This is a genomic window from Empedobacter sp. GD03861 (genome assembly GCF_029840885.1).
GTDB classification, from domain to species: Bacteria; Bacteroidota; Bacteroidia; order Flavobacteriales; family Weeksellaceae; genus Empedobacter; species Empedobacter falsenii_B.
In genome coordinates this window covers 196,478-209,429 of record NZ_JAOCDJ010000001.1, presented here as the reverse complement: position 1 = coordinate 209,429, position 12,952 = coordinate 196,478, and the positions used below count along the sequence as shown (strand labels likewise).

Annotated in this window: 11 protein-coding genes; 4 read left to right on the top strand and 7 right to left on the bottom strand. The window is 32.3% G+C overall.

The window, feature by feature from the left end; all coding sequences use genetic code 11:
- Position 1 precedes the first annotated feature (1 nt).
- The 3 genes from N5D03_RS00990 to N5D03_RS00980 all read right to left on the bottom strand — a co-directional run bounded on the left by N5D03_RS00990 (position 2) and on the right by N5D03_RS00980 (position 4,065).
- Entirely contained in the window at positions 2–766 is a 765-nt protein-coding gene (locus tag N5D03_RS00990; protein ID WP_280050694.1) for a polysaccharide biosynthesis/export family protein, read from the bottom strand.
- Complete coding sequence (locus tag N5D03_RS00985; protein ID WP_280050693.1) at positions 756–2,696, bottom strand: nucleoside-diphosphate sugar epimerase/dehydratase; 1,941 nt, start codon at positions 2,694–2,696, stop codon at positions 756–758. The genes N5D03_RS00990 and N5D03_RS00985 overlap by 11 nt, the downstream gene beginning before the upstream one ends.
- Positions 2,697–2,802: 106 nt before the next feature.
- Positions 2,803–4,065, bottom strand: a complete 1,263-nt coding sequence (locus N5D03_RS00980) for an OmpA family protein (RefSeq protein ID WP_219034505.1) — start codon at positions 4,063–4,065, stop codon at positions 2,803–2,805.
- A gap of 222 nt (positions 4,066–4,287) precedes the next feature.
- Here N5D03_RS00980 and N5D03_RS00975 point away from each other — a divergent pair, with 222 nt between their 5' ends.
- The 4 genes from N5D03_RS00975 (at position 4,288) to N5D03_RS00960 (ending at position 6,985) form a co-directional block, all read left to right on the top strand.
- The gene (locus N5D03_RS00975) at positions 4,288–5,223 is read left to right on the top strand and encodes a ribose-phosphate pyrophosphokinase (RefSeq protein WP_038336277.1); all 936 of its coding nucleotides are present in this window, start codon (positions 4,288–4,290) and stop codon (positions 5,221–5,223) included.
- A 45-nt stretch (positions 5,224–5,268) separates the two neighbouring features.
- Positions 5,269–5,853, top strand: a complete 585-nt coding sequence (locus tag N5D03_RS00970) for a 50S ribosomal protein L25/general stress protein Ctc (protein WP_038336278.1) — start codon at positions 5,269–5,271, stop codon at positions 5,851–5,853.
- Positions 5,854–5,992: 139 nt separating this feature from the next.
- On the top strand, positions 5,993–6,427 hold the full coding sequence (locus tag N5D03_RS00965; RefSeq protein WP_038336279.1) for an Rrf2 family transcriptional regulator: 435 nt from the start codon (positions 5,993–5,995) through the stop codon (positions 6,425–6,427).
- 60 nt (positions 6,428–6,487) lie between these two features.
- Positions 6,488–6,985 carry a hemerythrin domain-containing protein gene (locus N5D03_RS00960; RefSeq protein ID WP_280050692.1) on the top strand — a complete coding sequence of 166 codons (498 nt, stop codon included), beginning with the start codon at positions 6,488–6,490 and terminating at the stop codon, positions 6,983–6,985.
- 104 nt (positions 6,986–7,089) lie between these two features.
- Here the strand turns inward: N5D03_RS00960 and N5D03_RS00955 are convergent, their stop codons facing one another.
- The 4 genes from N5D03_RS00955 to N5D03_RS00940 all read right to left on the bottom strand — a co-directional run bounded on the left by N5D03_RS00955 (position 7,090) and on the right by N5D03_RS00940 (position 12,945).
- Complete coding sequence (locus N5D03_RS00955; protein ID WP_280050691.1) at positions 7,090–8,148, bottom strand: glutaminyl-peptide cyclotransferase; 1,059 nt, start codon at positions 8,146–8,148, stop codon at positions 7,090–7,092.
- 54 nt (positions 8,149–8,202) lie between these two features.
- On the bottom strand, positions 8,203–8,751 hold the full coding sequence (ruvC, locus tag N5D03_RS00950; RefSeq protein WP_125348885.1) for a crossover junction endodeoxyribonuclease RuvC: 549 nt from the start codon (positions 8,749–8,751) through the stop codon (positions 8,203–8,205).
- A gap of 30 nt (positions 8,752–8,781) precedes the next feature.
- Positions 8,782–11,253, bottom strand: coding sequence for a phosphoenolpyruvate carboxylase (locus tag N5D03_RS00945; protein ID WP_280050690.1), 2,472 nt, complete (start codon positions 11,251–11,253; stop codon positions 8,782–8,784).
- A gap of 180 nt (positions 11,254–11,433) precedes the next feature.
- The gene (locus N5D03_RS00940; RefSeq protein ID WP_280050689.1) at positions 11,434–12,945 is read right to left on the bottom strand and encodes a GH3 auxin-responsive promoter family protein; all 1,512 of its coding nucleotides are present in this window, start codon (positions 12,943–12,945) and stop codon (positions 11,434–11,436) included.
- Positions 12,946–12,952 lie beyond the last annotated feature (7 nt).

Below are 12,952 nucleotides of genomic sequence, written 5' to 3'. Positions count from 1 at the left end.
CTTACCTTGTTAAAACAGAAATTACAGAAATAATAACACCTGCCATAGAAATCCATAACGAATAGTTAGGTGTAAATTTTGATGCAGAAACTTGTGCAGAGTTTGGCTCTACATAAACCACATCGTTTTGTGCTAAATAATAAACAGGAGAATTGAGAGCAGATTCAGATGTTAAATCAACATTGAAACGTTCTTTTACACCATTACTTTCTCTAATTACTGTTACATTTTCTCGTTTTCCTTTTATAGTTAAATCTCCAGCCATTCCTAAGGCATCTAATAATGTAATTCTTTCTGTAGGAACTATAAAGCTTCCTGGACGAGTTACTTCTCCTAATACACTAATTCTGAAGTTTACAAAATTTACATTAACACCTGGATTAACCACATATTTACTGACTTTGTTTTTAATTGTTTCAATCGCTTGACTTCTTGTTAAGCCTGCCAATTTGACATTACCCACCATTGGTAAACTAATATTTCCATTCTCATCAACAGTATAAGTTGGACTGTATGGAGATATTGTATTACTATTCGCTGTAGTCTGAATAGTACTCATTTGATTAAAAGGAGCCACTGCAGCAACATCAGCTGCTGAAATAACAATTGCTAATTGATCGGTTGGTTGTATTTTCGGAATATACTGTTCAAAGCTGGTTGTTAGTTGCTCTTGGTTTTGAAAATAGACGATTTCTTTTCTTGAACCACATGATGTGATGATGACGAAAGAAAAGAAACATAAAAATTGGAGAATTTTATTTTTCATAAATTAGATTATCAAGTTTTTCAAATTCTGAGTTTTGTGATTTAAATTCTGGTACTATCTCTTTTATTTTAGCTACTAAATGCATGACTTGTTCATGTTTTTCTATAGTTGAAGACATTGAGCATAACTCTTCAATCAACTTTTTATTATCTTGACATTTTGAAGTATTTACTTTAGCAATCATTATTTTTTCATGATGTGTTTTAACTGTATTTTCATCATTGGCTAATAATTCTTCATAAATTTTTTCACCTGGACGTAAACCTACAATTTTTATATCAATTTCTTCAGGATATTTAAAACCACTAAGTCTAATCATCCTTTTAGCAAGATCAATAATCTTCATAGACTCGCCCATATCAAATACAAAAATCTCGCCACCTTTTCCCATTATTGCTGCTTCAAGTACTAACTGACACGCTTCTGGTATTGTCATAAAAAAACGTGTAATATCAGGATGAGTTACAGTTAATGGACCTCCGTTTTCCAATTGACGCTTGAATAAAGGTATTACAGATCCATTAGATCCTAACACATTACCAAATCGTGTGACAATATAATTAGTTTTAGAAATTTCATTTGTACAATTTACATAAATTTCGGCAACTCGTTTAGTTGCGCCCATCACGTTTGTAGGATTTACAGCTTTATCAGTAGAAACCATTACAAACTTTTCAGCACCAAATTCATTTGCTAAATCAGCAATTATTTTTGTTCCATAAATATTTGTGTTGATTGCCTCATAAGGAAATTTTTCCATCAACGGAACATGCTTATATGCAGCTGCATGAAAAATAATTTGCGGATGATATTTATCAAAAAGGCTTAACATTCGTTTTCGATCTCTTACACTCGAAACGATATAATCTATTCTATTTTGTTTTTCTTCAGAAATTTCATTTTTTAAAGACTGTTGAACATCATATAGAGCCGATTCTGCCTGATCAATCAAAATTAGTTGAGCAAAATCCATCATAGCAAGTTGCCTTGAAATTTCACTTCCTATAGAACCTGCAGCACCAGTAACAAGTATTACCTTACCTTGTACATTTTCATTAATAATAGGGTTTTTCAACTTAATTGATTCACGCCCTAATAAATCTTCAATTTTTAATTGTTTGATTTGAGCAGGCTTGTATGTACCATCAATCCAATTAGAAATAGGAGGAATTATTTTAATATTAACATTTAAATCTTCTAAAGATTTAGAAAGGTTTAATAACTCATTAGTTTTAATATTTTGAATAGAAATAATGATTTCTGAAATATCATTTCGTTCAATGAATTTATCATCAACATCATTTATAGAATAAATTTTAGCGCCATCGATAAACGTTCCAATTTTAGAAGGTTTGTCATCAATAAAACCTACTACTTTATAGTTAAATTGAGTATCGTTTTGTAAAATATCTCGAGTGATTAATCCTGAATCTCCAGCTCCGTAAATCAATGTTTTTTGTTGAGCTTTATTTTTAGAAAAAAAATAATCGTAAATCCATTTATAATATAATCTGGCAATAACCATTATTACTGTTGAAATAAATAAATGGACAAAGATAACAGAGTAAGACATTCTGAAAACATATGAAACAGGAGTGTTCTCCGAAAGATTAGATTCAATGAATTGTCTATAGATAAAAGAGATGAAGAAAAGAATCAGAAAAGCTGTTGTATTTGAAACAAAAACATTTTCAGCATCTTTTAACCCCGTTTTTTTTACAATTCCCTTATATGTTTTGAAGTATAGGAAACATAGAGTATATGCTGCTACAACAAATGGTAATTTAAATAATAATTTTTCTAAACTAAAAGAATTTAGAAAACTATTAAGTATAAAATTGGTTATTACATAGCTAAAGAAAACTATAAGTATGTCTAGCACTAATACTACCCATCTAGGAGCATTAAAGTGTTGGTTAAAAGGATTCAATATTTTAGTAATTTAAGTGGTGGTAAAGATAATAAAAAAATCAGGAATAGAGACTCCAAAAAATGGAAAAATCTATCCCTGATTAATATCTTAAATTAAGAGAGAATTATTTTACTCTGAAAACAACTCTTCTTGCTAATTGATGAGAAGAAACTTGAGAATTTTTGAATTCTTTATCTTCACCTTCACCAACTGTAGTTAATTGAGAAGCATTTGCTCCTTGACTAACTAAAATAGCTTTTACATTTTCTGCTCTTCTACGAGATAAATTTTTGTTGTAAGAATCACTTCCAACTGGGTCAGCGTAACCTAAAATGTCAATTTGAGCATTTGGCTTAGCTTTTAAGTACTCAGATACAAATTTGATACCTCCAACTGATTGTTGGTATGGTTTATCAGAATTGTAATCAAAGTAAACGTTGATAATACCAGAGTTAATCATTTGCTCTAAGAAATCAGCATCATTAACGATAGTTGTATTTCCTCCTGCATTTTGTTTAATGTATTCTTCAATATTATCTGGAATTCCGTTTCCATTGTGGTCAATTGTAACACCGTGAGTGTCAACAACAGCGCCTGGAGCTGAATCTGGTTCTTGATCTAAGTAATCAGCAACACCATCACCATCAGTATCTTTTAACATTTGCTCGATGTTAGCAATACGATCTTCTAAGTCAGAACGAGTTGGTTCGTAAACCCAATCAGCGTGTTTTTGGTTTTTACCTAAGTAGAAAGTTAAACCTAAAGTAGCATTCCATAATTCACCACCAAAACCAGAACCTGAAATTTCAGAATTTCCATCAAAAGCTACGTTTTGACGAATATTTCTTACATAAGAAACGTCTCCTGTTAATACAACACGATCTGTTAATCTTAACTGAGGAGTTAAACCAACCATAACATTTACCATGTTATCATTGTCATCGAAAACTTTACCATCAGCACCTTTTGTTGCGTCATTATTCATCCAAGAATAACCTGCACCACCATGCGCTAATAAACCAATTCTATTTGTCCATGTTTCAAAATTCATGATTCGTCCTAAGTTCGCAACCCCTTGTAAATCTACACGGTAATAATTAGAACGGAAACGAGCTACATCTTCACCTTCTTTGATACGATCATATCCACCGTCTAATTTTAAACCAAACTTATTGTTGAACATGTAACGAACTCCAAAATCAGCATGATAGAAACTTGGCGTTTCAGAATAGTAACCAGGAGTGAAAGCTTTACGTGCTTTTACAGCACCTCCATTGGCCTCGATAGACCATTTGTTGTAATCGTTGTTAACTGTCTCAGTAGTTTCTTGCGCTTGAGCAAAAATTCCTAATCCAATTACACTTAATAGGTATGAAATCTTTTTCATGAGGATATATTTAATTACAAAATTATATAAATACTTAAAAACGAATCAATAAAAAACTGTTAAAAACGCCTATTACTAACGAAAATCATATAATTCTCTTGTTGATTAGTTTAATGAGTTAAAAAGAACTTCAATAATTGTGCCGAAATTAATTTTTAGTTTTCTTATATCATTTTCAAATCATTTAAATTATTTTTGCACAAATATTTCCCAAAACAAACAATGGAACAATCAGCATTTCTTTTTTCAACCAGAGGATCATTAGAATTAGCACAAAAAATTGCCGATCAATATGGTCAAGAACTTGGTAAATCTAAAATTGTAGAGTTTAGCGATGGCGAATTTGTGCCAGCTTTTGAACAACCAATTCGCGGTGCTCGCGTTTTCTTAATTGGTTCAACAATGCAACCAACAGACAATTTAATGGAATTACTTTTAATGTGTGATGCTGCAAAACGCGCATCTGCTAAAAGTATTACAGTTGTTATTCCTTATTTTGGTTTTGCTCGTCAAGATCGTAAGGATGCACCACGTGTGCCAATTGGAGCAAAATTAGTTGCAAAAATGTTAATGACAGCTGGAGCAACTCGTGTAATGACTATGGATTTACACGCTGATCAAATTCAAGGATTTTTTGAAGTTCCTGTTGATCATTTATTCGCTTCAACAATTTTTGTTGAGTATATCAAAGGTTTAGGTTTAGATAATATTTGTATCGCTTCTCCAGACATGGGTGGTGCTAAACGTGCAAATACATATGCTAAATACCTTAATGCAGATATCGTAATTTGTCACAAAGAACGTAAAGTTGCAAACCAAGTTGATAGCATGATGTTAATCGGTGAGGTAGAAGGTAAAAATGTTATTTTAGTAGATGATATGATTGATACAGCGGGTACACTTGCTAAAGCTGCTGAATTGATTATGGAAAAAGGAGCAAAATCTGTTCGTGCAATTGCAACGCACGGAGTTTTATCTGGACCAGCTTATGAGCGTCTTGATAACTCTTTGTTAACGGAAATTGCTATAACTGATAGTATTCCATTAAAAAATACTTCCGTATCTAAAATAAAAGTATTATCTTGCGCTCCGCTTTTTGCTGATGTTATGCATTTAGTACATAGCAATAAATCTATTAGCCAACGTTTTGTTATCTAATGATTTAGCTTAAAATTAAATTATTTTTATTATATACATATTATTATGAAGTCAATTACAATTCAAGGTGTAAAAAGAGAAGACTTAGGTAAAGTGGCTACACGTAACCTACGTAATGCTGAACAAGTACCTTGTGTGGTTTACGGTTCTGGAGAGCCTATCCACTTTTCAGCTGATGAAAAAGCATTCAAATCATTAGTTTACACTCCAGATGCTCATACAGCAACTATCGAGTTAGCTGATGGAGCTAAAATTCAAGCAATTTTACAAGACATCCAATTTCACCCAGTAACGGATAAAATCTTACACGTAGATTTTTACCAATTAAACGAGGACAAACCGGTAACTATGGAAGTTCCAGTTCGTTTAGTAGGACGTGCTCGTGGTTTAGTAGCTGGTGGGGTTTTACGTTTCAACATGCGTAAATTAAAAGTTCGTGCTATTCCAGCAAACTTACCAGACGAAATCGAAATCGATATCACTCCAATGAGAATTGGTCACAAAATGTATGTAGAAACATTGAAAAATGATAACTACACATTCGCTCATCCAGATAACGCAGTAGTAGTAGCTATTCGTACTTCTCGTAACGCAGTTAAGGATGCTGATCAAGACGAAGACGAAGATTAAGAAATTTTCTTTTCAGATAATATTAAACCACTCATTTTTGAGTGGTTTTTTTATTTTTAAAAATTTAATAAGATAAATTTGTCCGATTTAAAATTAGTTGTATATTTGCTTCATAATTTATAATGAATAAAAGAAATTAATGTTTTCTAAAGCGTGCGAATATGGAATTAAGGCTTGTGTGTTTATTGCACAAGAATCTGTAGAAGGAAAGAGAGTCAATTTAAAACAAATTGCAAATTCTATTAATTCTCCAGAAGCTTACACAGCCAAAATTCTTCAACAATTAGTTAAAGCAAATGTGATTTCATCTGTCAAAGGAAAAATGGGAGGTTTCCAAATGGATGCAGCGCATTTAGAAGATATCAAATTAGTGAATATCATCAAAGCGATTGATGGAGATGGTCTTTATCATAGTTGCATTTTAGGTTTAGTAGAATGCGATGCTAATAAACCTTGTGCTTTACATAGCCGTGTTTTTGCAATTCGTAATGATTTGCGAGGAATGCTAGAAAAGACATCGATGTTTAATTTGATTGATGATCTAGAGAAAGGAATTGCTTTTCTTAAGCATTAAAAAAATTTGATTAAAAATAAGATAAAAATATCCGATTATCCGAATTAAAAAATTACAACAATGAACCTATTAATAGAACTTCCTCAAACAACTGCTTCTCAGATGAGTTATACTGTAACAGTAAATCTAAATGAAGCGTGCGAAAGGCATCATAAAACATTATTTTTTTGTTGGAATATTCGTGCTGGAATAGATAAAGGAGTCGATATTCAACGAATTGTTGATTATGTAAATTGGTATGGGGAAAAAGTATTATTCAAAAAATTTGAGATAGAAGAAAATTACTTGTTTTCGCTTTTAGATGAAGATCATTACTTGGTAAAAAGAGCATTAAAAGAGCATAGACGTTTGCGTCGTTTGTTTAAAATAGATGTTAAGAATCCGATGAAAAGTTTGATTTATATCGAAGAAGAATTGGATTTGCACATCAGATTTGAGGAGAAACAGATGTTTTCTGAATTTGAGAAAAATGCAACACAAAAAAAGTTAAAAGTAATTAAAGAACAATTTAATTCACTTTTAACTAACACAGATTGGAAAGATCAATTTTGGTTATAGATTTTTATAGCTGAAAATTTTTACTTATAATTTTTTAGATGATTTTTGAAAAGAAAAGCTCGATTTTGCAGGTCGAGCTTTTTGTTTTTTATAGATTAAGATAGTTACTTCTTAATCTTAATTTCAAAGATTTTGTCCCAGTTTTTACCTGTTAATAACATATTTCCGTTGTCTTTGAAAGCGATTCCGTTCAATTCTTGTGCTTGTGGATTTCCTTGTTTTCCTTTCAATTCAGCGAAATTAAACTCCGCTTTTACAGCGCCAGTTTGCGGATCTATTACCACGATATTACTGTTATCTGCGTGTCCAGATTTTAGGTAAACATTTGCATAAATTAAACCATCGTGGTATTCAATTTCATTCAAATAACTATATGGTTGTTGACTGTCAAAAGCTTGAACAGTTCTTAAATAATTAAAATTCTCGTCGAAAAAATGAATACGTTGAGAACCTTCTGTAATAGCCAATTCTTTACCAATTGTAGTAATTCCCCAGCCTTCGATAATTTGAGCTGGCATATCAAATTTTTCAACTTGATTAAAGTTCAAATCATATTTATAAATGACACGATCTTGCCATGTTAATTGATAAATAAAACCATTCAGTTCTGTAATTCCTTCTCCAAAAACATCGTCTTTAATTTGATATAATTTTGTAGGTTCAGTTGCCCCCAATTTATATTCAATCAAACGTGTTTTTCCTCCGCGAAGTCCAGTTCCTTCGAAAATATTTCCGTTTTTGAAATAAAAACCTTGCGTAAAATAATCTGGATTATGTGGATAAGTTCCTACAATTTCATAATTCCATTGTGCAGCCGGCTCATTTGCATAAACCACAAACGTAAAATCGCGCGAATTTGTTTCTTCTTCTCCTTTGAAGAATTTCAAATTAACCGTATGATTTCCTAATCCAATTGTTTTCCCGTCAATCGTAAAATCAGCAGGAACTTCTTGTCCATCCACTGAAACTACAACTTTCGTAATTCCATCTAAATTAGTTAAAGGAATATTGATTTTGTCGCCAATTTTGTATTTGTTTTGTTCAATTTTCGAAACAATTTCAGTGATTGCAGTATTGTTTTTTCCAGTCGAATCTTTACAAGAAAATAACACTGAAGAGAAAACTGTTGCACAAACTGATGCTGCGATTAAATATTTTTTCATTTGATGTGTTTTATGTTTTACGAATTAGGTTGCTAATTCTACTACAAATATATTTTATTTTGTTCGATTCGGATTATTTTTTACAAAGGCATCCCAACTCGAATAAGAATTTGACGTCCCAGTTGTTTTACCCGAATTTAGATAATGACAAACCGCAACGGCAAGACCATCTGTGGCATCCAAACGTTTCGGAATTTCTTTCAAACCAAGTAAATGTTGTAACATGCCCGCAACTTGTTCTTTTGATGCATTTCCGTTTCCAGTAATCGCCATCTTAATTTTTTTTGGCGCATATTCTACCACAGGCATATCGCGATGCAGGCAAGCGGCAATACAAACGCCTTGTGCACGTCCAAGTTTTAACATAGACTGAACATTAACGCCAAAAAACTGCGCTTCAATGGCTAATTCATCAGGATGATATTGATCGATAATGGCTAAAGTTTTTTCGAAAATCTTTTTCAATTTCGTTTGCTGATTCGGAAGTTTATGCAACAACAATTCGTCTAAAGTAATCAACTTTATTTTGTTGTTTTTGACTTCAATCAAACCAAAACCCATGACCATTGTTCCAGGATCAATCCCTAAAATAATCTTTTCCATCGTTGCGAAGGTATTAAGATATTCTGAAAATTAAGCCGAATTTCGACTCGCATTAATATTTCCGAATAACGAACGCATCACAATTTGCTCATAGATTGATTTGAACTCACTTTCATGATGAATTTTGTTCAACGCAAATTGTTGAATCGTTAATAATGGTAACACAATTTTTTCGCGCATTTGTACCGAAGATTTGTTCAATGGTTCGTCTTGCATCAATTCTGTGTAACCCGAAATTTCTAAACATAATGCTTTTGATAATTCAAATTCATCGTGCAAAATATTCCAAAATTCACCATATTCAGGATCATTTTTCATATAAGATGTTAATGGAAAATAAGTTTTTTCCATCGACATCATACTATTCTGGATCAATGTTTTGAAGAAGCTCGAATTCTTGAATAAATCTTTTACATCCTCTAAATGACCTTGTTTTTTCAATTCATTTATAGCTGTTCCAACACCAAAATATCCCGGAACATTTTGTTTTAATTGACTCCAAGAACCCACAAATGGAATAGCACGCAAATCATCGAACTCTAATTTTTTATCACCACCTCGTTTACTCGGACGGCTTCCGATATTCGTTTTTCCATAATAGTTAAGCGTACTCATATTTTCTAAATAAGGTAAAAATGAAGGATGCGCTTTCAAATCTTCGTATTTCTGATAACTAATTGTGGCTAATTTATTAATCAATGTGCGTTCATCAGGCGAAATCTGACTTGTGCTTGTCGAGAAAACATCCGAAATAATACCAGCTGTGTACAATTGTTCAAAATTATATTTTGCCTGTGGCATTGTTCCGTAATTCGACGTAATTGTTTGCCCTTGAATCGTAATTTGAATTTCGTGATTCGCAATTGTTTTCCCTTGAGAAGCGTAAAATTCGTGCGTTTTTCCACCACCACGTGCAGGAGGTCCACCACGACCATCAAAGAAAATAACTTCGATTTGATTTTTATCCGAAACATTCGAAAGGATTTCTTTGGTGCGATATATTTCCCAATTCGCTTTGATGTAACCGCCATCTTTTGTTCCGTCCGAAAAACCTAACATAATCGATTGACGTTGTTTTCTACGTTCTAAATGTTGCGCATAAATAGGTAAATTATACAATTTATTCATCGTATTTTCAGCACCATCTAAACCTCTAATCGTCTCGAAAAGTGGCATAATATCAAACTTAATTTCATCGTCTTTATAGCCGCAAAATTTGAACAAAGCATAAACATTTAAGACATCGAAAATGGTTTCAGAATTTGAAATAATGTATCGGTTAACACCTAATTCACCATTTCGTTGTTGAATCGTTTTTAATTGATAAACATTTCTGATCGTATCAATCACAATATCATCTTCAAAATCATCTGGTTTAGCTGTAAAAGAAGGATTTGTTAACAATTCGATTTGTTCTGCTTCGCTTAAATCTTTCAGATTAATTCCAGTATATTTTTCAACAATTTGGTTAATTACTTTTTGATGAACACGCGAATCTTGACGAATATCCAAAGAAGCAAAATGCAATCCGAAAATATCAACACGTGTGATAAAATCATCTAAAATATCTAAGAAAACACCATTGTGTTGTTCAATTAAAATTGTACGAATCGTTTGTAAGCGCGTTTTGATTTCATCAATTGTAATCGTTCCATTTTCATTGAACATATTTTCGTAAATCAAATTACTCAACGCTTTTAAAGGCTCTGTAACATGTTTGAAGGTTAATCGTCTTTGAACAATTTTTAGATGATTGTAATAATTTTTTAAGATACTTGTTCGTAACAAACTTGCTACTTTCCACGTAATTTCTGCTGTAACGAAAGGATTTCCATCGCGATCACCTCCAGGCCAAAAACCTAATTGAATAACAGGAGATTTGAGCGGCTGACTTTCTGTAAAAAACAATTGGTTGATTTCGTTATACAATCGTCCAATTGTTTGATAATATACATTTCTCAAATAATAAATAATAGAAACAGCTTCATCGTAAGGAGTTGGTTTTTCTTCGTTGATAAAAGGTGTTTTTCCTAATTGTTGCAACAATAAATCAATTTTACTTACCGAATCTTGTTGAATTGCATCGCGTAAATCCTGAATAATTTGTTGAACATTTGTCGGATAAAATTGCGTTGGATGTGCTGTAAAAACAACTCTCGTCACAAAATCTTCGATTCTGGTTTTTACTTGCTCCATTTTACCTTGCGCTTGTGCAATATGGTAAATGCTTTCCAAACTTCCTTTTTCATTTTCGGAATGTAATGACGGAAATGCAGCATCTTCGATACTATCAAACAAAACAACTTGTCGCTCGATGTATTGTATCATTCGAAACATCAAATCGATTTGTTCTTGTTCGGTCTTTAAATCGGTGTATTTCTCAAAAAAATTGTTGATGATTTCATTTGGCGATTTACCTTCTGGTAAACCTTTTTGACTTTCATCGTACAAAAACGGAATCAACGATCCAATGTTTTGCATTTTTTCGTAGGGCAGACTCATAAAGAGACTGTTGTAAATTTGAAACTTATTTTCCACAATTTGGTGGAATTTAAGTTCAGATAAATTCGTACTTCGCATTAATAGGTATTTTTTCTCTTAATAGTAAATTTACTTGTTTCGAGGTAATTATCCTATTTATTTTAAACCAAAAAAAGAGAATCGTATTGATTCTCTTTTTTATTATGATCGATTATTTAATTCAATTAATGGTTCAATAAACTCTCTTGTATTTGATAAACGAGGAACTTTATTTTGTCCACCTAATTTACCTCTTGAAGCCATCCATTCGATGAATAATTTTGTGCGTGCTTTGTGTACAATCGGTCGATTAAGTGTCATATTATTGTAACGTTTTGCTTCGTAATCTGAATTAACTTCTTGCAAACCTTTATCTAAACAATCAATAAATTGCTCAAAGTTTTCAGGTTCTTTATCAAATTCGATTACCCATTCATGCGCGCCTTTTTCTTTTCCTTGCATAAAAATTGGACCAGCACTATATTCAGAAACAATTGAATTTGTTTGCATACAAGCACGTTTCAAAGCTTCTTCAGCGTTTTCTATCATCAATTCTTCGCCAAATGCATTGATATAATGTTTTGTTCGTCCAGAAACAACAATTCTGTGTGGATTTGTAGACGTAAAACGAACCGTATCACCAATAATATAGCGCCATAAACCTCCATTTGTCGTGATAACCATGGCGTAATTTTTACCAACTTCAACTTCTCCAATTGTTAAAAATCGTTGAGTTTCTGAGCCAAATTCTTCCATTGGAATAAATTCGTAAAAGATTCCGTTGTCTAATAATAACAATAAATCTTTGCTGTGCAATTGATCCTGAATACCAAAAAAACCTTCAGAAGCGTTATATAATTCGAAATAATTTAATTTTTTTTGAGTGATTAAATTATAGTTTTCTGCATAAGGTTTGAAGCTGATTCCGCCATGAAAAAACACTTCGAGATTTGGCCATAATTCGTCCAAATAATTCTTTCCAGTTTCGGCTAATAATTTGTTCAATACAACTAGCATCCATGAAGGAACACCAGTTAATGAACCAACATCTTCATTTTTTGTGGCATTAATAATCGCGTTCATCTTTACATTCCAATCAGACATTAAAGAAATCTCACGATTCGGAATATTTTTCATTTCTGCATAAAAAGGCAAATTATCAATCAAAATAGCTGATAAATCACCAAAACGCGTATCATATTTTTGATAAAGTTCACTACTTCCGCCAATTCTTAGGTTTTTGTGCATGAAAATATCCGTTTCGGGATAAGCATTTAAGTACAACGCAAACATTGTTTTTCCTGCTGCGTAATGGCAATCTTCTAAGGATTCATTACTAATCGGAATAAATTTACTTTTCGCGTTTGTTGTTCCAGAAGATTTCGCAAACCACTTTATTTTGCCGTGCCAAGTGACATCTTTTTCACCTTTTCTCGCTAATTCAATATAAGGTTGAAAATCCTCGTAATGCACCGCAGGAACTTGCTCTTGAAATTTCTGTGTCGTTTTGATTTCGTCAAAATGAAATTCTTTTCCGTAAATAGTCGATTTGGCTTTTTTGATATTCTCAAATAACACACGTTCTTGCGTACCAACTGGATTTTTGATACTTTCCTCGATGATATTCATTCGGCTACGCATCATAATTTCCATAATCTTATTGACTATTCCCATCCGCTAA

What these genes read in the sequence shown, in the direction of transcription:
- N5D03_RS00990 (WP_280050694.1), bottom strand. Translation starts at nt 766, where the DNA reads ATGAAAAATAAAATTCTCCAATTTTTATGTTTCTTTTCTTTCGTCATC.
- N5D03_RS00980 (WP_219034505.1), bottom strand. Translation starts at nt 4,065, where the DNA reads ATGAAAAAGATTTCATACCTATTAAGTGTAATTGGATTAGGAATTTTT.
- N5D03_RS00975 (WP_038336277.1), top strand. Translation starts at nt 4,288, where the DNA reads ATGGAACAATCAGCATTTCTTTTTTCAACCAGAGGATCATTAGAATTA.
- N5D03_RS00970 (WP_038336278.1), top strand. Translation starts at nt 5,269, where the DNA reads ATGAAGTCAATTACAATTCAAGGTGTAAAAAGAGAAGACTTAGGTAAA.
- N5D03_RS00965 (WP_038336279.1), top strand. Translation starts at nt 5,993, where the DNA reads ATGTTTTCTAAAGCGTGCGAATATGGAATTAAGGCTTGTGTGTTTATT.
- N5D03_RS00960 (WP_280050692.1), top strand. Translation starts at nt 6,488, where the DNA reads ATGAACCTATTAATAGAACTTCCTCAAACAACTGCTTCTCAGATGAGT.
- N5D03_RS00955 (WP_280050691.1), bottom strand. Translation starts at nt 8,148, where the DNA reads ATGAAAAAATATTTAATCGCAGCATCAGTTTGTGCAACAGTTTTCTCT.
- ruvC (WP_125348885.1), bottom strand. Translation starts at nt 8,751, where the DNA reads ATGGAAAAGATTATTTTAGGGATTGATCCTGGAACAATGGTCATGGGT.
- N5D03_RS00945 (WP_280050690.1), bottom strand. Translation starts at nt 11,253, where the DNA reads ATGAGTCTGCCCTACGAAAAAATGCAAAACATTGGATCGTTGATTCCG.
- N5D03_RS00940 (WP_280050689.1), bottom strand. Translation starts at nt 12,945, where the DNA reads ATGGGAATAGTCAATAAGATTATGGAAATTATGATGCGTAGCCGAATG.